The sequence below is a fragment of the Paraburkholderia franconis genome, from assembly GCF_009362735.1.
Lineage (GTDB): Bacteria > Pseudomonadota > Gammaproteobacteria > Burkholderiales > Burkholderiaceae > Paraburkholderia > Paraburkholderia franconis.
This window is the reverse complement of the sequence record NZ_WHNP01000004.1, coordinates 238679-258485: the sequence shown is the minus strand read 5'-3', so window position 1 is coordinate 258485 and position 19807 is coordinate 238679. Positions and strand designations below refer to the sequence as shown.

20 protein-coding genes and 1 pseudogene are annotated in these 19807 nt (G+C 60.6%); 7 read left to right on the top strand and 14 right to left on the bottom strand.

The genetic code is table 11. The features are described 5' to 3' along the window. Positions 1-115: 115 nt before the first annotated feature. From GCT13_RS48165 to GCT13_RS06195, 3 genes and pseudogenes are all read right to left on the bottom strand, one after another. Positions 116-280, bottom strand: coding sequence for a hypothetical protein (locus tag GCT13_RS48165; protein ID WP_193727582.1), 165 nt, complete (start codon positions 278-280; stop codon positions 116-118). Between the two features lies 1 nt (position 281). After that, positions 282-512: pseudogene (locus GCT13_RS49075) on the bottom strand (MFS transporter); the annotation flags it as partial. Between the two features lie 145 nt (positions 513-657). Then, a complete protein-coding gene (locus tag GCT13_RS06195) occupies positions 658-927 on the bottom strand; it encodes a DUF1488 family protein (RefSeq protein ID WP_152755957.1) in 270 nt (89 codons plus the stop codon). A gap of 693 nt (positions 928-1620) precedes the next feature. Between GCT13_RS06195 and GCT13_RS06190 the strand changes: the two genes are divergently transcribed. Further along, a complete protein-coding gene (locus tag GCT13_RS06190) occupies positions 1621-1845 on the top strand; it encodes an EamA family transporter (protein WP_152756129.1) in 225 nt (74 codons plus the stop codon). 27 nt (positions 1846-1872) lie between these two features. On the opposite strand, the gene GCT13_RS06185 is transcribed toward GCT13_RS06190, so the two are convergent. Next, on the bottom strand, positions 1873-2442 hold the full coding sequence (locus tag GCT13_RS06185) for an SRPBCC family protein (protein WP_152755955.1): 570 nt from the start codon (positions 2440-2442) through the stop codon (positions 1873-1875). A 299-nt stretch (positions 2443-2741) separates the two neighbouring features. Between GCT13_RS06185 and GCT13_RS06180 the strand changes: the two genes are divergently transcribed. Further along, positions 2742-3638 (top strand): fructose bisphosphate aldolase, encoded by an 897-nt coding sequence (locus tag GCT13_RS06180; RefSeq protein ID WP_321574212.1) that lies wholly within the window; start codon positions 2742-2744, stop codon positions 3636-3638. Between the two features lie 91 nt (positions 3639-3729). Here the strand turns inward: GCT13_RS06180 and GCT13_RS06175 are convergent, their stop codons facing one another. The 3 genes from GCT13_RS06175 to GCT13_RS06165 all read right to left on the bottom strand — a co-directional run bounded on the left by GCT13_RS06175 (position 3730) and on the right by GCT13_RS06165 (position 7515). Continuing rightward, on the bottom strand, positions 3730-4197 hold the full coding sequence (locus tag GCT13_RS06175) for a PRC-barrel domain-containing protein (RefSeq protein WP_152755953.1): 468 nt from the start codon (positions 4195-4197) through the stop codon (positions 3730-3732). Positions 4198-4506: 309 nt separating this feature from the next. Then, entirely contained in the window at positions 4507-5925 is a 1419-nt protein-coding gene (locus tag GCT13_RS06170) for an aminotransferase-like domain-containing protein (protein ID WP_152755951.1), read from the bottom strand. Positions 5926-5994: 69 nt separating this feature from the next. Next, positions 5995-7515 (bottom strand): MFS transporter, encoded by a 1521-nt coding sequence (locus tag GCT13_RS06165; protein ID WP_152755949.1) that lies wholly within the window; start codon positions 7513-7515, stop codon positions 5995-5997. A gap of 123 nt (positions 7516-7638) precedes the next feature. Between GCT13_RS06165 and GCT13_RS06160 the strand changes: the two genes are divergently transcribed. Next, positions 7639-8514 (top strand): LysR substrate-binding domain-containing protein, encoded by an 876-nt coding sequence (locus tag GCT13_RS06160; RefSeq protein WP_152755947.1) that lies wholly within the window; start codon positions 7639-7641, stop codon positions 8512-8514. 236 nt (positions 8515-8750) lie between these two features. After that, complete coding sequence (locus tag GCT13_RS06155) at positions 8751-9011, top strand: DUF1488 family protein (RefSeq protein ID WP_087737022.1); 261 nt, start codon at positions 8751-8753, stop codon at positions 9009-9011. 347 nt (positions 9012-9358) lie between these two features. Here GCT13_RS06155 and GCT13_RS06150 read toward each other — a convergent pair whose 3' ends face one another. The 7 genes from GCT13_RS06150 to GCT13_RS06120 form a co-directional block, all read right to left on the bottom strand. Next, the gene (locus GCT13_RS06150; protein WP_152755945.1) at positions 9359-9934 is read right to left on the bottom strand and encodes an H-NS family nucleoid-associated regulatory protein; all 576 of its coding nucleotides are present in this window, start codon (positions 9932-9934) and stop codon (positions 9359-9361) included. A 643-nt stretch (positions 9935-10577) separates the two neighbouring features. Then, positions 10578-10889, bottom strand: a complete 312-nt coding sequence (locus GCT13_RS06145) for a DUF4148 domain-containing protein (RefSeq protein WP_152755943.1) — start codon at positions 10887-10889, stop codon at positions 10578-10580. Positions 10890-11088: 199 nt separating this feature from the next. After that, a complete protein-coding gene (locus tag GCT13_RS06140) occupies positions 11089-11454 on the bottom strand; it encodes a response regulator (RefSeq protein WP_152755941.1) in 366 nt (121 codons plus the stop codon). Between the two features lie 76 nt (positions 11455-11530). Continuing rightward, entirely contained in the window at positions 11531-12070 is a 540-nt protein-coding gene (locus GCT13_RS06135) for a hypothetical protein (RefSeq protein ID WP_321574211.1), read from the bottom strand. Next, positions 12067-12801, bottom strand: a complete 735-nt coding sequence (locus GCT13_RS06130) for a methyl-accepting chemotaxis protein (protein WP_321574210.1) — start codon at positions 12799-12801, stop codon at positions 12067-12069. Before GCT13_RS06130 ends, GCT13_RS06135 begins: the two co-directional genes overlap by 4 nt. A gap of 17 nt (positions 12802-12818) precedes the next feature. Continuing rightward, positions 12819-15209, bottom strand: coding sequence for an ATP-binding protein (locus GCT13_RS06125; RefSeq protein WP_152755939.1), 2391 nt, complete (start codon positions 15207-15209; stop codon positions 12819-12821). 239 nt (positions 15210-15448) lie between these two features. Next, positions 15449-16342 carry a YihY/virulence factor BrkB family protein gene (locus GCT13_RS06120; protein ID WP_152756123.1) on the bottom strand — a complete coding sequence of 298 codons (894 nt, stop codon included), beginning with the start codon at positions 16340-16342 and terminating at the stop codon, positions 15449-15451. A 498-nt stretch (positions 16343-16840) separates the two neighbouring features. Here GCT13_RS06120 and GCT13_RS06115 point away from each other — a divergent pair, with 498 nt between their 5' ends. The 3 genes from GCT13_RS06115 to GCT13_RS06105 all read left to right on the top strand — a co-directional run bounded on the left by GCT13_RS06115 (position 16841) and on the right by GCT13_RS06105 (position 19799). Continuing rightward, entirely contained in the window at positions 16841-17827 is a 987-nt protein-coding gene (locus GCT13_RS06115; RefSeq protein ID WP_193727591.1) for a sugar ABC transporter substrate-binding protein, read from the top strand. Between the two features lie 150 nt (positions 17828-17977). Further along, positions 17978-18967 (top strand): ABC transporter permease, encoded by a 990-nt coding sequence (locus tag GCT13_RS06110; RefSeq protein ID WP_152755935.1) that lies wholly within the window; start codon positions 17978-17980, stop codon positions 18965-18967. 22 nt (positions 18968-18989) lie between these two features. Continuing rightward, positions 18990-19799, top strand: coding sequence for an ATP-binding cassette domain-containing protein (locus GCT13_RS06105; RefSeq protein ID WP_152755933.1), 810 nt, complete (start codon positions 18990-18992; stop codon positions 19797-19799). Positions 19800-19807 lie beyond the last annotated feature (8 nt).

Here is a 19807-nt window from a genome sequence, read left to right as displayed (position 1 = left end):
GTCCGCAGCCGGATATCTGTTCGGAAAAGAAGGGACAAAAAGAAAAGCCCACCAAGCGGTGGGCCGAATCCATATCAAGAGGAGACATGGAGGAGACAGTTGCTAGTATAAACCCTTAGCGCCGTGATGCAAGTGCATGTATTACGACAACAACACGCTCGCTGGGAATACCTGCTAACAGGAAATTTTTCCAGCTTGACGCTTTTGGGCGGTCGTTGCGACCTTCTGCAAAACCGACGAAATCAGAAATTCGGTAAAGATTGCCGATAAACGGCTTCACGAACGAAGCGCCAGAAATTCATATCGCCTGTCCCTCGCTGGAAAGCCACGCCGATGTTCGCTGCAACATACCAGCGATCAGGTAAATACCGAGCGACGTAGCCGCTGTACAAAAGGTCATAAAGCTTGAGGAAGAACCCAGACTAAGGAAGGATCACTAACTTCCATACAGTGTGAGTAGGCGGCAATCTATAGGGCCGAGCCGAAATGGTGCCCGCATCGCTTTGGAGCAGTCTTCGAGAAGCACGACACGCGACGACGCAAGTATGGGCAGAAAGGAAAATGACGCGTACCAGGCTTGTGGAGTACCCCGCGCGGCCTCGCCCCGCCGCGATACGTGCCGCGCAACGTCGGCGTGCAATGGACGCCACGCGGCGTCTAGCGGTGCTCGAAATCGTCCGCGGTAATCGACACGTGCATCGACCCCTTCGCAAGCGCCTTGCGTTCGGCCACTGCCGCTATGCGGCGCTGACCGTTGCCGAATGCCTTCGTGAGGTGCAATTCGTCCGCGCCGCGCTCCAGCCAGAAATGCTGTTCGAGCGCATCGCGCGTGATCGAACATCCTATCGCGCGCTTTTGCACAACGATATCGAAAGTCACGGATTGGCCGTTAGTCGAAAGCGCGAAGTTGCGTACGGACTGTTCCATTTTCAGCCTCTCATGAACTGCGATCTAACCGTATTTCGTGTTGCTTTCATGAACCATGCACCGATCATCCCGCATTGAAACTATCTCACTCCGTTCGGCATCGATCAGTTCGGAACAACCCTTGACACACACCCGTCGCAAACGTTTGATAGCGCCCAGTGCGAGAGACAGCCGTCGATTTAGGGGTTGGGGAACCTGGTGCCAACGCCTGCGAGTACTTTCCGGGGCATTTTCATAACAGAGAGAACGTCCGGAATGTACCCATTTTGAATGATTGCGGCGGACGCTGATTTCTACTGTCAGACGGAAGTTTGCATCTGCAATTGCACTGCGTAGATCGCGCAGTTTTCCATCTGACGAAAGGTTGCGCGCAAATGAATCGAGACCGCGCGTTACAGCCTGATCAAGGATACAACGCAATCGTTTGCGCCACATGTCACATTGCACGCAGCAGAAGAATCCGCGGAACCTCATATGATCGAGCCTCTATAAAGAAGTCATACGAATCGCTCGATAAAACATCCACACTGAACAGGGCTGTTCTATCTGCTCACCACCGCAACGGGATGCGTCGCAATGTGCGCGGGCGAAGCGCCGCGCGTGCCGCGCCGATACATACCGCAATTGCTTCTCGCCGGTTGCACGAATGTCTCGCATGGATAGGCTTCTCCACGCTATCGACGTTGCGCCGTGATGATCTACATGACGCTGGTCTGCTACCTCGCGTGGTTCGCGGCGCTGCGGCATCTGCCGCCGCAGATCACATCGATCGGCATGCTGCTGGTTCCCATCATGGGGATCGTCGCTGCGGCAATCGCGCTCGGCGAACCGCTCGGCTTGAAGGAAGCGGTAGCGATGACGCTGACGTCGAGCGGTGTCGCGCTTGCACTGCGGCGGAAGGCCCCGCAAGAAGAATGAGTTCGGTCGACCCGACCTGAACGCCTGCTACTCACGCTGCTCCGCTTGCTGTTCAAGCACATTTTTGAGCCGCTCGACGGCTTCGTCGGATTCCGCCTGGATCTTCGCGCGCAGCAGCACCGCATCCAGCAACGCGAACCAAAGGGTGGGCGAACGGTAGATAAAAGTGCGCTCGAACCGTGTGCCATTTGCGCCGTTTGTGCCATTTACATCGGGTGTCAGCGTATAGCGGACCGTGCCTGCCGGACGGCCTTCGATCGCGCCGTCGATCGTCCACCTGTCCGGCCGGTTGCGCTCGACGACTGTCCACACGACGCGCCCACGTCGTCCCGCGACGCGAAACTCTTCCGTCGTCTGCTCGCCGATGGCAAGCGAATGATCCGTTGCGCCCGTGACCGCCAGCGACGACGGATGCCACGCCGGCCAGTGCGCAGGAGTCGTTACATAGTCAAAAACGGCCGTACGGGGCCGCGCGATGAGTTCAACAGTGACAATGCGCGTCGAAAGATGAAAAGCGCGCGGCAACGGAACGAACAGGAGTCCGAGCACGGCGGCCACACATGCCACAGTCGCGATCGCTCGCACCAGCGTTTTCATCGCTATTCGCGCGAGGTCCGCGCGCCCCGAATGAAGGAAGTACTTTCTTTGCCGCTCGCACGATGGCAAGGACCGGCTTGTCGATCTTACCGCCGCTGTGTCGAAGCAGATCACATCGAGTGTTGCCAATCACACTGCCGGATCATGCGTTTTCTGACACATTTTTGCCTGGAACATTCCTCGCTTATGTGTTCAATTGACCCGATCCGCACGATATAGGAGTGCGCGCTGCAATGCCGTACACTTGTCGAGTCGGAAACGAATGGTCCACAAATCAGTTGTTCAAGGAGGGAACGTCCGTGGCAAATGACAAAATGTTGACGCAGGTTTCTGAAAAGGACGGCTTCATCGCCGCGCTCGACCAGAGCGGCGGCTCGACGCCGGGCGCACTGCGGCAGTACGGCATTCCCGACGACGCCTACAACGGCGACGCCGAAATGTTCAAGCTGATGCATGAAATGCGTGTGCGCATCATCACCTCCCCCGCCTTCACCGGCGAAAAAGTCATCGCGGCCATTCTCTTTGAGGCCACAATGGACGGGCAGGCGCAAGGCAAACCCGTGCCGTCGTTTCTCTGGGAAGACCGCGGCGTCGTGCCGTTTCTGAAAGTCGATAAGGGACTCGAAGCGGAAAAGGACGGCGTGCGCCTGATGAAGCCGATTCCCGGGCTCGATGCGTTGCTCGACCGCGCGCACAAGCTCGGCATTTTCGGCACCAAGATGCGCTCGGTGATCGAGCAGAATTCGCCGTCGGGTATTGCCGCCATCGTCAAGCAGCAATTCGAATATGGCGCGCAAATCGACGCGGGCGGACTCATGCCGATTCTCGAGCCCGAAGTGTCGATCAAGGCGCCGGACAAGGCGGGCGCGGAAAAGACGCTGCGCGATGAAATCAGCAAGGGCCTCGATGCACTGCCTGCCAATAAGCAGGTCATGCTCAAGCTGACCATTCCCGATGTCGCCGAGTTCTACAAGCCGCTGATCGATCACCCGCGCGTTGCGCGAGTCGTCGCGCTTTCGGGTGGCTATACCCGCACGGAAGCGTGCAAGAAGCTCGCACAAAATCACGGCATGATCGCGAGCTTCTCGCGTGCGCTGATCAACGACCTGAAGAAGCAGATGAGCGACGACGAGTTCAATGCGAAACTCGCGGAAGCCATCGATGAGATTTACGAGGCTTCCTCGGTCAAGGTCTAAAAGAAAAGCCTTCTGGAAGCCGCGCGGGATGCAGTGCCACTGTGTTTCGATCTCGCGCGGCCTCTTCACCAGGCGCTGATACGCCGCCGCGTCAATGCGCTGTCGGCGGAACGTCGGGGTCGACGTACTCGTTGCGCGAGAGCCAGTACGGATCGCGGTTGTAATACGTGTGCAGCGACTCGCCCCATTTTGCATCGGCCATCGACGGCCAATGATCCTTGTCGAAGCCCGGTTCGTCCTTTAGCCGCCGCGCGCTAATGTCGACGTGGAAGCACTTCTCCACGGTATCGAGCGTGAGCGCGCTCCACGGAATCGCATGCAGGTTTGCGCCCATGCCGAGAAAGCCGCCTTCGGAGAGCACCGCATAAGCGATTCGTCCGCTGCGCACATCGAGCATGATGTCCGAAATCTTGCCGACGTGTTCCCCGTCTGAAGAGATCACCTTGTTGCCGTCGAGCGTCGATGCGGTCATCACTTCCGGCCCCGGACCTTCGCCGACACCGCCACCGACAATCCCTGCTCCACTTGTTCTGCGCGTTTGCGGATTGATTGAACCCATAGTTCAGCTCCTATGAACGTGAGTGTCGTGAAGGCGCGCAATAGGTGTACCTGAAGCGCTTCGCGAAGACAGTTGCCAGCAAGCGTTACCCGGCGGGCGCGAGCCTGAGTCATCTTTTCCGAAAACGACTCTTTGTTGTCCGTTCTCAAGGGAAGAAGCCGGGTCTACTAGAAACGATGTCAAGCGGTTTCAGTAGCGCAGCGGTATTGGCAACTCAGCAGTGATCACGCCTTGAACTTCTGCGCCAACGAACGCGTGAGAGGTTCTGGACGAATCCATCGCGGAGTCTGTTAATGAAACGCACGCTGCTTATTTCACTGCCTGCGTAACGAGTTCGCCGAGCACGCGGACGGCGCGATCGATATCCGCGTTCCATGGATGCCCGAAGTTGAGGCGCACGCAATGCCGGAAGCTGCGTGCTGCCGAGAAAATTGGTCCCGGCGCGATGCTCACGCCCTGCTCGATCGCGTGCCTGTGCAGCGTCAACGCGTCGATCGTTTCGGGCAATTCGAGCCATACGAAATAGCCGCCCGACGGACACGTCCATTTCACACCCTTCGGCATGTAACGTCGCAACGCCACATTCATGGCATCGAGTTGCGCGCGCAATGCCGCACGCAATTTACGCAAATGCCGGTCGTATCCGCCATGCTGAAGATAATCGGCGATTCCCGCCTGCACGGGAATGCTCGCCGAAAGCGTCGTCATCAGCTTCGCACGCTGTATTTTTTCCGCAAATTTTCCGGCAGCGGCCCAACCGATTCGATATCCTGGCGCAAGCGTCTTCGAGAAAGAACTGCAATGCATGACAAGCCCTTTTCGATCAAACGCAATCGCCGGCAACGGATAGTCCGCCTGAAAATGCAGTTCGCCATACACGTCGTCTTCGATCAACGGCACTTCATGTCGCGCGAGCAGTTCGACTAGCGCCTTCTTTTTTTCGAGCGGCATCGTCGCGCCCGTCGGGTTCTGGTAGTTCGTCATGAACCAGCAAGCGCGAATGGGATGCTTGTCGAGCGCCTGTTCGAGCGCATTCAGATCGAGGCCGGTTTGCGAATCGACGGGAATTTCCACGGCGCGCAAATCGAGTCGCTCAATCGCCTGTAGCGCGGCGTAAAAGCCCGGGGACTCGACCGCCACCACGTCGCCAGGACGGGTCACGGCCATCAGACATAGATTCAGCGCTTCGAGCGCACCATTGGTGACGACGATTTCATCGAGCCGCTGTGACAGTCCCATGCCCAGATAACGCAGCGCAATCTGCTGACGCAATGCTTCGTTGCCAGGCGGCAAATCGACGACGGTACTCCACGGATTCACCGTGCGCGCCGTTTGCGCGAGCGACTTCGCAAGGCGCTGCAACGGAAACAGCATGGGCGAAGGAAACGCGGAACCGAGTGGCACGACACCCGGATGCCTTGCCGCTTCGAGTACGCTAAAAACGAGTTCGCTGATATCGACTTTCGCGGACTCGGCGAGCGCGCGCTTCGCTGTGGCCTCGCGACTTTCGGGAACGGCCGCGCCGCGCGCGACGTAATAGCCGGAACGCTCCTGCGCGCGAATCAGCCCCCACTCTTCCAATAGATAGTAAGCGCGAAAGGCCGTCGACTGACTGACGCCGTGCTGCGCGATGACCTGTCGCAACGACGGCATCCGCGTGCCTACGGCGAGACTGCCCGAGCGGATTTCCGCCGCCATCGTATTGGCGAGTGATTCGTACCGAGTCATCGAATGATGCGCGTTGCAAGGCGCTCTTTGTCTAGAGCCTTTTATACTAATCGGTACAGCACTGCGCAATCAACGTTTGCTGCTTCTCATCGACAGATAGACCACGAATGCCGAAACGGCCGCGACCAGCGCAGCCGCGCCGAATGCTTGCGAGAAGCCCTCGCCGTAGCTCGAACGCGCAATGTGGGTCAGCGTTTCCGTCAGTTCAGGCGGATACAGCGTGAATGCGCGCACGAAGTCGCCCGCCATCACACGCTCGGCGAAGCCCGGCACAGAAGGCACTTGCACGTGAGACATCTGCGCGGTCAATGCCGAACGCACACCCTCGGCCAGCACGGCGCCGAGTCCGGAAAAGCCCAGAAGAATGCCAGTGAAGCGCGATGTCGTGCTGATGCCGGACGCCATGCCCGCACGTTCTCGCGGGACCGTGCCCATGATCGCCTTCTGCGTTTCGCCGTTCAGCAGTCCCCCACCGCTGCCGAGCAGCGCCATCGCGGCGATCAGCCATGCATGGTCTGCGCGGCGCGCAGCAAGCATCATCGCGAGATTGCCGCATGCGACCACTGCGAGGCCGAGCGTCAGAATCTGCCGTGAATCCATATATGCCGCGAGTTTGCGCCCAAGTTGCGGCAGCAACAGCATCGCCAGCGCGAAAGGCAACATGCCGGCCCCCGCGCTGAGCGCGCTTTCGCCTCGCGCATTTTGCAGGAACAGCGGCAAAAGCGAGGCCATCACCTGCGCCGACGACGCATACGAGAACATCGCCACGATCGCACCCACGAAGGGCCACGAACGGAACAGGGCGAGGTCGAGCATGGGATGCACGCGACGGCTCTCGACCAGCGCGAAAGCAGCAAACAGCGCGACACCGGCACACGCGCGCGACATGGCGGCCGTACTGAACCATCCATATTCGGGGCCCAGAATCAGAGCCCACGTCAACGAGAACATCGCTGCCGCAAAGAGCGCAATGCCCGGCAGATCGAGCGAACGCGGCGTCGGGTCGCGCGACTCGTCAACGATCTTGACGACGCCTGTGGCCAGCAGCGCGCAGATCGGCACATTGATCGTGAACGCCCAGCGCCAGCCCAGATACGCGCTGACGACACCGCCGATCAGCGGCGAAAGGACCATCGTCAGCCCCATGATGCCGCCCCAGACGGCCCACGCACGCGCGCGTTCGCGCTCGTCATGAAACGCATGGCCGATGATCGCGAGCGCGGGCGCGAGCAGGAACGCCGCGCCCACGCCTTGCGCGGCTCGCGCGATATATAACAGCGGCGCGCTCGGCGCGACGCCGCATGCGAATGAAGCGAGCGCGAAAAGCGCGATGCCCGCGAGGAACACGCGCTTGCGCCCGAAGCGGTCCGCAAGCGAGCCGGCGGGCAGCAACAGCGCGGCGAAACACAGCACGTAAGCGCTGATCACCCATTCGATATCGGCAAACGATGCATTGAGATCGCGCGCAATGGTAGGCAGAACGATGCCGACAACATTCGTGTCGAGCACGGTCATCGCACACCCCATCGACGCAATGAGAAGCAGCGGCGTGCCGCGAGAGGCCGAACGGGTAGCGGTGATTGAACTCATGGGCCTGGTTTACGAAAAGATGACGGACAATTAAGCCCGTATTTCACCAGTTATTTCTATTCCGTTCATTCCCGCGTCTGTTCAATATAATTAGACACAAACTAATACTCGCCGGTACGCGTCATGGAACTCAGGCATCTGCGTTATTTCATCGCTGTCGCGGAGCAGCTGCATTTTGCACAGGCCGCCGAAACCCTCGGCATTGCGCCGCCCACGCTGACCGTGCAGATCCAGGAACTGGAGCGCACGCTGCAGGCGCAGCTGTTTCGCCGCACCAAACGCACGGTCGCGCTCACGCCTGCCGGAGAAGTGTTTCTCGCCGAAGCGCGCGAGACCCTCGCGCAGTTCGAACGCACGCTGAATGTCGGAAAGCGCGCCGGACGCGGCGAGGTGGGGCGAATCCATATCGGCTATGTCGGCTCGGCTGCGTTTTCGGGCATCCTGCAGAAACAGATACGCGCGTTCCGCAAATCGCGGCCGGGCGTCCTCGTGCAGGCAACCGAACATCCGATGGGCGAGCTTCCCGCGTTGCTGGAGGAAGGACGCGTCGACGTCGCGTTCGTGCGCATGCCCGTCGAGCTGCCGTCCTCGCTACGCGCGCACGTGCTGGCACGCGATGCGTTCTGCGCGGCGCTGCCCGCCGAGCATCCGCTGGCGGCAGCAGCGGGTCCGATCAAGGCGCGCGCGCTGGCGGGCGAAACCTTCGTCGTGCCCGAACAGGATCTCGGCACGCGGGAAATCGCGCGGCGCGGCCGCTTCAATCCTCGTATCGTGAGTGCGCCAGGCACGCTGCTCGCCGTGTTGACACAGGTCTCCGTGGGCGCTGGCGTGGCCATCGTGCCCAATGTGCTGACCCGGGTCGTCAGTTTGCCAAACGTCGTCTTCAAGACGCTTGCGGGCGAGCCGGTCATGTCAGAGGTCGCCGCCGTCTTCCGAAAATACGAGCATTCGCCCGCGACGAAAAAGCTGATCGAGCAGATGACGGGCAAGACGACCTAGTACTTTCCCGGGCTTTTATTCGCCCCGCGACCTATCATTGGAGAACGATACCGACGCTCGACACCGCCCGCCATTCCGCTGGGCATGTTCGAAGCGGACTGGATCGTTCCTTGCTGCACAGCACCGAAGCGAACGCCCCAGACCGGACCACCTGGCCCCGGGCAAAGGAAAAATCGCCCGAAAAACCGCGCTGGCCGACGTTCGTGTATCAGACCTGGCACTCACGGAGAAATCAAATGACCATCGAATTCACCAGCCGCCGGCACGTCGTAGCCGCATCGCGAGTCGCATTCGAAGCGAACGTCGAAGGAAAGGAGGTATGGTGCAGCGTATCAATCGACGCCCTCAACGACCACTTCGGCAATACGGGCACGTCGTCCCACGATCTGATCGCGGCGTTCGAGGGTAACAGGAAGGCGATTGAAGCGGCCGCCCGCCGTGTGCTACAGAGAAATGGGGGACAGTCGGTGGAACTGGAGACGCGCGACTTTCATTAGATCCCGCTCGAAAGCGGCGTCGCGCGCAGAAAAAGCAACACCGGCGCGCGCGACGCCGACGGCATCAACCGTCGATCCGCGCAAACTCGTCGCGATTCGATCTGTAGTACTTTCACCTGAAAGCAGCCTTTTCAGGGTGCCTAGGTGGAAATGACAGGGGAGTGTCGAGAGATGAACTTCCAGATTTCGCAGGGCCCGACAACCCATTGCGCATTCGCTCGCTCAGATCGCATTGACGAAAGTTCTCTGCGATAGCGAAAAGAACCGGCACGACGACGATCTTTTAGTCCGCCGCCGTGCGTGGCGTTCGGGCGAGGCAGCGCAGTGCCCCACCCTCCCATTGACTTTTAAGCGCGTGATTTTCTCGCAGCCTTCTTGGCTGCTAACTTTTTCCGTGCAACGCCATTCATTCCCGTGGCCTTTGCACCTCCAATCAGAAACTTGTTACGGTCTTTTTCCGCTGCCAGCCATGCGGGCGCAGGACCACGGCCGCTCCAGGTCGCGCCCGTCTCCGGGTGACGATATTTGGCGGGCTGCGGTCCTTTAGGCTGACCGTTGCTCTTCGCGCTCCCGGCGGGCACGCTCGTCGTAACCTGGCTCGCCGCGCCGGAAACGAGGTACTTGTTGCGATCCTTCGCACCTGCAATCCAGGCCGGCGCGCGGCCGTGACCCGTCCAGGTCGCGCCCGTTTTGGGATCGCGATACCTGGCTTCACCTTTTGTCTGCACACCTGCCGACTTCAGCGAAGGACGGCCACGCTTTCTATGGCCGAGATGCGCATCGATATCGGCCGTCGTCAGATTGTGCTTGACCATCAATGAGCGAATGCTTTCGAGGGCCGCCGCCGACTTTTGAGAAGCGATGGCATCGGCCTGCTCCTGAAGTTTTTGTATCTTTGCCTGAAGTGCTTCGAGTGTAGCCATATTGAAACTCCTGATTGAAGATACCGGCACTATGCCATGGACATGTCATATATGGCTAGAGTTCATCCATTACACGAAAAGACGGACGCCTTTCGTTTTGGTGCTAGGCGCGGCGTTCAACGAGAGCATTAAGAAAAAATCCGATTCGCGTAGGGTCTAGCGAGAATGTCAAATTGCTTGCATCGGCGTTGGGCAGCCGGCTAACCGTTCTATGCAGGACGGAGATAAACCAGTCAAAGGTCAATTCTCTGCGTGTCGCGCGACGGATGAGCGGCGCGACCTCAACGAATCTTTACAAGTGTCGACTTTGAATTCCTCATCGGCGGCTTCGTGCGATGGCGATGTATAGTTTTGAAAGCATAGTTGACGCGAGCCACCATCTTTCACCGCTGCCGAGTTTTTCTTTTTCCTTTTCGATCGACAGTCCCGATTCGATTTCGGCAATCCTCGTCCCGTCGACGTCTATGCAATCCGGCGTCATGAGTCACGCGTCCAAAAGCCACTCACGAGCACGCTCAATAATGAAAAAGGCCAGAACCTGCATTACGCAGGCTCCGGCCCTGACTCCGAATCGAAACGCCAGCTGCAGCGTCAGCGATTCATATTGATCTGTCTTGTCGCGGTTATCGCTGGCAACGCACGATCAGTGATGTGCAAACGTGATGCCGTTCGTGCGGACATCACGCACGCCCGCTTGCGACGAACCATTCGACGCCGCGCCGTATCCGCTCTCCTGCGCGGACGCCGTATTCCGCGCGGCCAGACGGGCTTCTGCCGCCTCAATGTGGACGGGATAGCTGTTGCGGTCGTCGAGCGGGCTATAGCCGACGTTATGCAACTGCACCAGTTCTTCGCGAACCTGCGCGCGCGTCACAGGCTGACTGGTCTGCGCAAATGCAGCGAGGGGAGCGCTAATGAGAGCCGCGATGACAAAAGCTTTAGCAAACATTTTCATGGCAACACCTCCGGGACTGTTCGTTTGGGCTGCTTCGAACCTGCGTTCTGCAACCGTTGAACAGCGGTCTAGAGGCGCGGCGCCCGCGGATAAACCCGCGGCGCGTGAAAAGATCATTCAGGGAATCGCGACAATCCGCGAGGCATCGCTGTGCCCGCATCCAGCGGGCATCCGAAACGCGATCTGCGGTGTGCGGCCGTCAGCCCGCCAGTTTCCTGAACGTTTCGAGAACGGCGTCGCCCTTGAACGGCTTGACGATCCAGCCCTTTACGCCTGCCGCCTTGCCGCGCTCCTTCATCGCGGGACTGCTTTCCGTCGTCAGCATGATGATGTTGACGCTCGCATTGGCCAGTTCGCTACGAATCTTTTCGGCCATCGTGAGGCCGTCCATGTTCGGCATGTTCACGTCGCTGACGATGAGACGAATGCCCGGCGACGACTTCAGCTTCGCGAGACCGTCCTTGCCGTCCACGGCCGTCTCGACATCGAGGCCGTTCTTTCTGAGGAAGCCGGCCACTTCATCGCGAACCGTGCTCGAATCGTCCACTACCAGAACCTTTCCCATTGCTCACCCCGTAGCGCCTTTAAAGCGGCGCATTGATTGATTGAAGATATGCGTCGTGCACGAAATCCGGAACCGTTCAGAACAGTTCGAGTTCTCCGCCGCTTTCCTCGACTTCGGCCACATGGGCGACGAAATCGACGGGCGCGCTCGCGCACACGCAAAGCGTCGCGCCGATTTGTACGTTTGCGCCGATGGTCACGCGAAATGCCGCGAGGTACGCCGGTTTCAATTCCGTCAGAAAAGGCACGCACGCGCCACTCAACTGATAGGGCGTCGACATGCCCAGATCAGGAAAGTACTCGACCAGTTGCTGATTGATCGCGCCACAGCACAGATTGCCGACTTCCATCAGTGCTTCCGCCAGCGAACGGTCTTCCGCGTCGCGCAAGTAGTAGTCGCGCGTCGTCTGGTCGTCGTCGAAATGCAGCACGAGCAGAAAGCGGAATGCAATCGATGAAATGGTCAAAACGACGATATGGCTTGCAAGCGCCTTATTGGCCAGATGTGCGTCGAGAGCCGTGATTTCGCACGCGTCGCCGGCATGGGCGGGCAAACGCGTGCGCGCGGACTGATAGAAGATCCGTTCGATACTTTCTTTCGCTTGCTGACTGATCACGACGTCGCCTGTTCTAACCGGGATTGAATCTGACCGGCGAGCGCTTCGACGCTCGCCAGCGACGCTGCGATCATCTTGCCACCCGCCTGAATGTCCTGAAACGTGGCCGTCGTGATGAGGTCGTTGCGATTCAGGCTGTCGTGATAGCTCTTCGACAGTTCCTGCGAGCGCGAAGCCAGCGCGCGCACTTCGCTCGCGACGATCGAAAACCCGCGGCCGGCCGCGCCCGCACGCGCCGCTTCGATCGAAGCGTTCAACGATACGATCAGCACGTGCCGCACGATCGACGACAGCTCATTGTTCTTCGCGTGCATGTCGTGGTTCTGCGCCATCAGCGAAATCATCTGCTCATGCCAGCGCTCGAACGTAGCCGACAGATGCCGCAAGCGCGCCGCTTCGCCGGAAAGACGCGTCGCGTGCTGAAGCCATTCGTCCTTCTGGCTCGACAGCGCATTCAGCGCGGCGCGCGCCTCTTCGGCTTGCGTCGAGTGATGCACGAGATCTTCGCGCAACGTATCGGCCAGCGCATGCAATTCGCGCGCCTGCTGTTCGTGCTGCCGGATCTCCGCTGCATGTCGCTCTTCGGCCTGCGTCAATTCATTCGCCTGCGACTCGAGCGCCGTCAGGTGCTGCCCGTCGGCCTTTCTGATGAGCCAACGATGCGCGAGCACGCCGACAAGCGCGCTCGCCACGACGCCGGCCAACGCCGCGATCACATACTGTTCAACCACAACGAATCCCCGTAGTGCTATTCGGAAAGTGCATTCGCCTGAATCGAATTCACTGTTTTGGCGGCATCGTGCATCGACGTGCCGACGCTATCGACAGCGCAATTTTCCGGCAGATAGACGATAGTCTGGAACTGGCGGAAGTCCGCGCCCGTGCGCTCGTCGGTGAAGCGCAATTCGATGCGGCCGCCTTCGCGCCGGATGAAATCGCGCACGGCATCCATGCCGACGCCGCGACCTGAGACTTCCGTCACATTTTGCGCCGTCGAGAAACCCGGCCGGAAAATGAACTCCGCCACGGCTTCGTCGCCCAGTTGCGTATCGGGCTGGAGCCAGCCGCGCTCGGCGGCGATGCCGCGAATGCGCGACATCGCGAGGCCGCGTCCGTCATCGCTCAACGTGATCTGCAACGCCCCTTCCGCGACGCCCACTTCCACATCGATCACGCCGGCCTCGGGCTTGCCGAGCGCCACGCGCTGCGCCGCCGTTTCGATGCCGTGATCGACGGAATTGCGCAGCAGGTGCATGAAGACATTCTTGAGCGCGCTGCCTGCCTGCGAGCGAACGCGATAGCCGTTGTCGTCGATGCGTACGGTCGGCGCCGCCTTGCCGAGTTCCGTTGCAAGCGAAGGCAGCGACTCCAGCACGCCCGCGAGTGCATCTTCGACTTTCTCCGTGCCCAGCAGGCGCAAGGTTCTGCGCACCGCGTCGCGCGCCGTCAGCAGATCGCGCATGTCAGCGGGATTCGCTGCATCGAGCAGACGCAGGCTTTCCCGAATGTGTTCGCTGTCGACCATCAGATAGCGCTCGACGCTGCTGCCGCGACCCGTGTTGCGGCGGCCAAGGCTCACTTCATTGATCGTCGCGTAGTGCTGCAGCGCTTCCTTCACGCGCGCGAGTTCGACGATCAGCTGCTCCTGGTCCCACTCGTGTGCGGTCTCCGGACGGCGCAGCGCGTCGTAACGCTGCTCCGTCTCGTGCACGATGCTCGTCAGATGCTGAAGGCTATAGGTCCGCGCATTGCCCTTGATCGTATGCATGTTGCGGAACAGCTCTGCGACGGCCGAGCCATCCGCCTGCGCGTGCTGGCGAATGATGCGTTCGTTCTCGTTGATGAAGCCCGTCGCGCTTTCGACGAAATGATGGAACTTCTCCTCGCTCACCGCGAGAATCTCGCCGATCATCTCGAGGCGGCGCTTCTGCTCGCCCGCTTCGGCGGCAAGCTGACGCAACTCCGTCACATCGCGCACGCACAGCATCAGGCGCATCACGGTGTCGCTTTCGTCGGTGATCGCGGACCAGCTCAAATCGAGCGTCTTCACGCGGCCATCGGGCATCTTGCGCGTCAGTTCGTTGACGAGCAGATGCTGGTTGAACTCGAAGTTGATGCTGTCCTCGCCGATGCACGCATCAACGGCCGCGTCGACTTGCGACACCGTATCGGCGCCGAGCTCGCTGTCGCCGAACACGAGGTCCATCAGCGGGCGGCCCGCAATATCCTTCGTTTCGAAGATCGCTTCCAGATAAGCCGAGTACTCGGAGTGAATCACGGCGCCTTCGACGACAGTCAGAATGCCCTGCTGCATGTTCTGCAACATCGCCTGAATATCGGCCGTCTTCTGCTTCAGTTGTGCAGAGCTTTGCTGGATCTTCTCGATCATGCCGTTGAATGCGACGATCGAATGGCCGATTTCGTCCATGCGGCCCACGGGTACGCGGCGCGTGAAATCCTGGCTCGATGCGATCTCGCTCATCATTGACTGCATGCGCGAAAGCGGCCGCGTGATCTGCCGGTACAGGAGCAGGCCGATCACGACCAGCACGAGAATGGCCGCACCCGCTGCGCCCGCGATGGCCGTCGTCGTCGTGGCGAGGCCCGCGTTCAGCGCGTCGATTGCGTCATCCTTCTGGCGGTTCTTCTCGATACGCAGCGTTTCGACGATGCCTTCCAGTTCGTCGCGATACTGCGCGACGTTGGCGAACAGATACGCTTGCGCGAGATCGTTCTTCCCGTCCGCCTTCATTTTCGCGGTGTCGTTGATCGCCGCGAAGTAGTTCGCGAGACTGTCGCGCGCCTGCGTGACAAGCCCTTCCTGCGCGTGGCTCGCGGCGGCTTTCGCTTGCACGTCGAGTGCTTCGCGCAGCGACTTCTCTTTGGCGGCCAGTTCCTTTTGCGCCTGCTCGACCATATTTGCATCGGGCGCATAGACGAGCGTCATCGTCGCGAGCTGAACGTCCTTGACCTGCGAAACGAGGTCGGCGGAAGCGAGCGCGCTCGGCACGACGCCCTGCGTCACTTGCCGGACGTCTGCGGCGCTGCCGCGTGTCTGATAGACGGCGTATCCGCCGATTGCCGACAAGGCAACCAGCATCGACACCACGAGTAGAGTGATGCGGTGACGGATGGTCATTTGCGGTATTCCCCGAGGTCTTGCACTGCGCTGCGCAGCGCTGCCCGTTCTGATTTGTCCATTTGACGGGCGACGCGATTATCGTCGGTGGCTCATGACGAAGCTGTGACCAGACGAATTGTTTTGCGGGCTAAAAAGCGCAATACAACATGTGCGCAAATCGGCCTAAAGTTCTCGCATTCACCGCCGTTAACCCGAACACCATTTCACCGACGCAAACGTTTTTCTTTCCGTCGGACTCACCCCGTCACGAATGGCTGTGAAGCGCGCTCGTTGCCGCTCGCATTGAGCCGCTCGTATTCGGCGATCAGTTGCGCGCCGAACAGCATCAACGTCGCGAGCGCTTCGAAACTGAACAGCACGACAATGGCCGTCGTCAGCGAACCGTAGACGACGCTCACCTGCGATAGCGTCGCGAAGTACCACACCAGCACGCGCCGCGTGATCTCCCACAGCACGGCAGCCGCCACCGCGCCGACGAACGCATGCCACGGCGTCGTGCGTCCCGCGGGTATCACCAGATAGATGGCCGCGAGCACGAAGATCTCGCCGGCAAGACCGAGCAGATAAAGCACGACACGCGTCGCGCCCGTCAACGATATCGTGTGATCGAGCAGTACGATGCTGTCGCTCGCGACGGCCCGAAGTCCGCTCGATACGAGCGTGACGAGCAGCACGCCGACACCCAGCGACAGGCTGAACAGATACGGCAGGATCGCCGACAGCAGAAAGTGCCTGCGCCGTATCGCGACGCGATGCACGAAGATGATCGACAGCGCATTCTCGAGCACCGTGAACGCGAGCGAGCTGAAGAAGATCATCGTCACGACGAGGAACCAGCCGATCACCGCGCGATGCGCGAGAAAATTGGCAAGCTCCTGCACGATCGCTTTCGATTGCCCCGGCACCAGCCATTCGAGCAGACGCGCGAGCGTATCGAGCAGCAGTTGCTGGCCGACGAAATGACTGAACGCGATCGCGACGAGTATCAGCAACGGCACGATGGACAGCAGCGCATAGTACGCAATCGCGCCCGCGAGCAGCAGCCCCTGGTTCTTGCGGAATGCCTTGAACACCTGCAGCGTGAACTGCGCAGGATGTTTCGCGACGTAATGCAGCGCGCGATTGCGCATCGTCTTCACGTTCGCCTCCGCTTGTCGCGCGTAGGGCAGCGACCTCGCCCGAGTGGTAGCAAGCCACGGTCCCGACGAGTACAACGGGAGTCGATTTGCCGAGCATTTGCCCAGTAAAAGAACAAATGAACTCAACTCACGGAGCGCCACGCTCCTGATTTACCCCTATTCGACAGGCGCTTCGCGGCCCTGCTCCACACCCCGCCAGGCCTTGTGCAACAAGGCTTTGTGCGTCACCGTCCCACCCGCCCGCGTCGCGCCGCATCAAAACCCGCTTCTTGATTTTTCCGGACGTCGCTGCTGTACTAACTAAAACAACTTGATTTAATAAGGCCGCGCGCTGCCGTTGATCCATCGCATGGCGGCGCGCGACAGAAGGCGCGATCAGCGCCCGCCGAAGCCGTCGAACTGATCGCTGTTCACAACGTCGTCGTCAAACATCCGGAGGAGCGTCCCATGAACCCGAATTTCCGCAGGCCGTTGCGCCGTGCGTCTCACATGCAGCCCGTCGTCAAGGGCATTGCCGCAGCGTGCGTCGCCGCGTCGGCGCTGTGGTGCGCGAGCGCGAGTCTCGCGGCCGATCAGCCCGTCGTCGGCCTGATCACGAAGACCGATACCAATCCGTTCTTCGTCAAGATGAAGCAAGGCGCTGAAGCCGCCGCGCAGAAAGACGGCGCGAAGCTGATCACGGCGGCCGGCAAGTTCGACGGCGACAACGCCGCGCAGGTCACGGCCATCGAGAACATGCTGACGGCGGGCGCGAAAGCGATCCTCATCACGCCGAGCGACACGAAGGCCATCGTGCCGAGTATCAAGAAGGCGCGCGCGGCGGGCGCGCTCGTGATCGCGCTCGATACGCCGACCGATCCGCAGGACGCCACCGACGCCCTCTTCGCCACCGACAACTTCAAGGCGGGCGTGCTGATCGGCGAATACGCGAAGGCCGCGCTCGCCGGCAAGCCCGCGAAGATCGCGACGCTCGATCTCGCGCCCGGCGTCTCCGTCGGCGTGCTGCGTCATAACGGCTTTCTGAAGGGCTTCGGCATCAAGGAAGGCGATCCGTCGATCGTCTGCAGCCAGGACACGCGCGGCGATCAGGCGAAAGGCCAGACGGCGATGGAAAACTGCCTGCAGAAGGCGCCCGACATCAACGTCGTCTACACGATCAACGAGCCGGCTGCGGCGGGCGCGTATCGCGCGCTGAAGAATGCGGGCAAGGACAAGAGCGTGATGATCGTGTCGATCGACGGCGGTTGCGAAGGCGTGCGCAACGTGAAGGCCGGCGAGCTTGCCGCGACATCGCAGCAGTATCCGCTGAAGATGGCCTCGCTCGGCGTGGACGCAGGCGTCGAGTACGCGAAGTCGGGCAAGAAAGCGTCCGGCTATCACGACACGGGCGTGACGCTCATCACCGACAAGGCGCAAAACGGCGTCGACAGCAAGGACACGAAGTTCGGTCTCGACAACTGTTGGGGCAACAAGTAACAGCGCAACTTGAACAGTAGTCATCGGGCAGCAACGGAGATGCGCAAGGCGCGTATCTCCACGAGTTCTCCAGCGTGAGTGCGGCGGGTTCCATTGCGTTGCATGAAACCCGCCGCACACAGATCACGCATCGCTTCGAGGAAACACATCATGTCGACTCCCACCGTCCCCGCTCAAAGCCATCGCCGGTTCGCGGATCATATGCCGACGCTCGCCGAGGCCGGTCCTTTGATCGCACTCGTGCTCGCGTGCATCTTCTTCATCTCGCAGAGCAACCGCTTCCTGTCGTTCCAGAACCTGTCGCTGATCCTTCAGCAGACGATGGTCGTCGCCGTCATCGCGATCGGGCAAACCCTGATCGTGCTGACGGGCGGCATCGATCTGTCGTGCGGAATGGTGATGGCGTTCGGCTCGATCGTGATGACCAAGTTCGCCGTCGTGATCGGCGTGCCGCCCGCGATCGCGATCCTGTGCGGCGTCGGCGCGAGCACGCTGTTCGGATTGCTCAACGGCGTGCTGATCACGCGCATCAAGCTGCCCGCGTTCATCGTCACGCTGGGCACGCTGAATATCGCGTTCGCGGCGACGCAGATCTATTCGAACGCAGAGAGCGTGTCGAATCTGCCCGACGCGATCATGTTCTTCGGCAGCACGTTCAGCGTCGGTCCCGCGACGGTCACGTACGGCACTGTGCTCACGCTGCTGATGTATCTCGCGACATGGTTCGTGCTGCGCGACACAGTGCCCGGCCGCCATCTCTACGCGCTCGGCAACAACCCGGAAGCCGCGCGCCTGATGGGCCTTTCCGCGCAACGCATTCTGATCGCGGTCTATACGCTGTCGGGCGCGATCTATGGCATCGCGGCGCTGCTCTCCGTCGCACGCACGGGTGTCGGCGATCCGCAAGCGGGACAGACGGAAAACCTCGACAGCATCACGGCCGTCGTGCTGGGCGGCACGAGCCTCTTCGGTGGACGCGGCTCGATTGCGGGCACGCTGCTGGGCGCGCTGATCGTCGGCGTATTCCGCAATGGCTTGACGCTGATGGGCGTGTCGTCGGTGTACCAGGTGCTGATCACCGGCATTCTCGTGATTCTCGCCGTCGCCGCCGACAAGCTGTCGCGCCGTGGCACACGTTGATCGTTATCAGAAGGAGACTGTCATGTCGACAACCCCCTCATCCGCGAATGCCGCCAACGGCAAGACCCCCGTGTTGCAGGCGCGCGGCCTGATCAAGCGCTACGGCCACGTCACTGCGCTCGACGGCTGCGACTTCGAAGTGATGCCCGGCGAAATCATGGCCGTGATCGGCGATAACGGCGCGGGCAAGTCGTCGCTGATCAAGGCGCTCTCGGGCGCGCTCGTGCCCGACGAAGGCGAACTGCTGCTCGACGGCAAGCCCGTCAATTTCCGCAGCCCGATCGACGCGCGCCAGCAAGGCATCGAAACGGTCTATCAGGATCTCGCCGTCGCGCCGGCGATGAGCATCGCAGAGAACCTGTTCCTCGCGCGCGAACTGGTGAAACCGGGCTGGCGCGGCAAGCTCTTCAAGATGATCGACAAGCGCCGCATGCTCGACGAAGCGACCAACGCAATGAAGGACTTGCAGATCGGCATCCGTTCGATGCGCCAGGCCGTCGAGACGCTCTCGGGCGGTCAGCGCCAGGGCGTTGCGGTGGCGCGCAGCGCGGCGTTCGCGCGGCATGTCGTGATTCTCGACGAGCCGACAGCAGCGCTCGGCGTGAAGGAAGGCAACATGGTGCTCGAGCTGATTCGTCGCGTGCGCGAGCGCGGCTTGCCCGTGATCCTGATCAGCCACAACATGCCGCACGTGTTCGAGATCGCGGATCGCATCCATATTCAGCGGCTCGGACGGCGCGCGGCGCTCGTCAACAAGAACGACATCCATATGTCGGATGCCGTTGCGATCATGACGGGCGCGAAGCAAGCCGACGTGCGCGCGATCGCATGACGAATGAG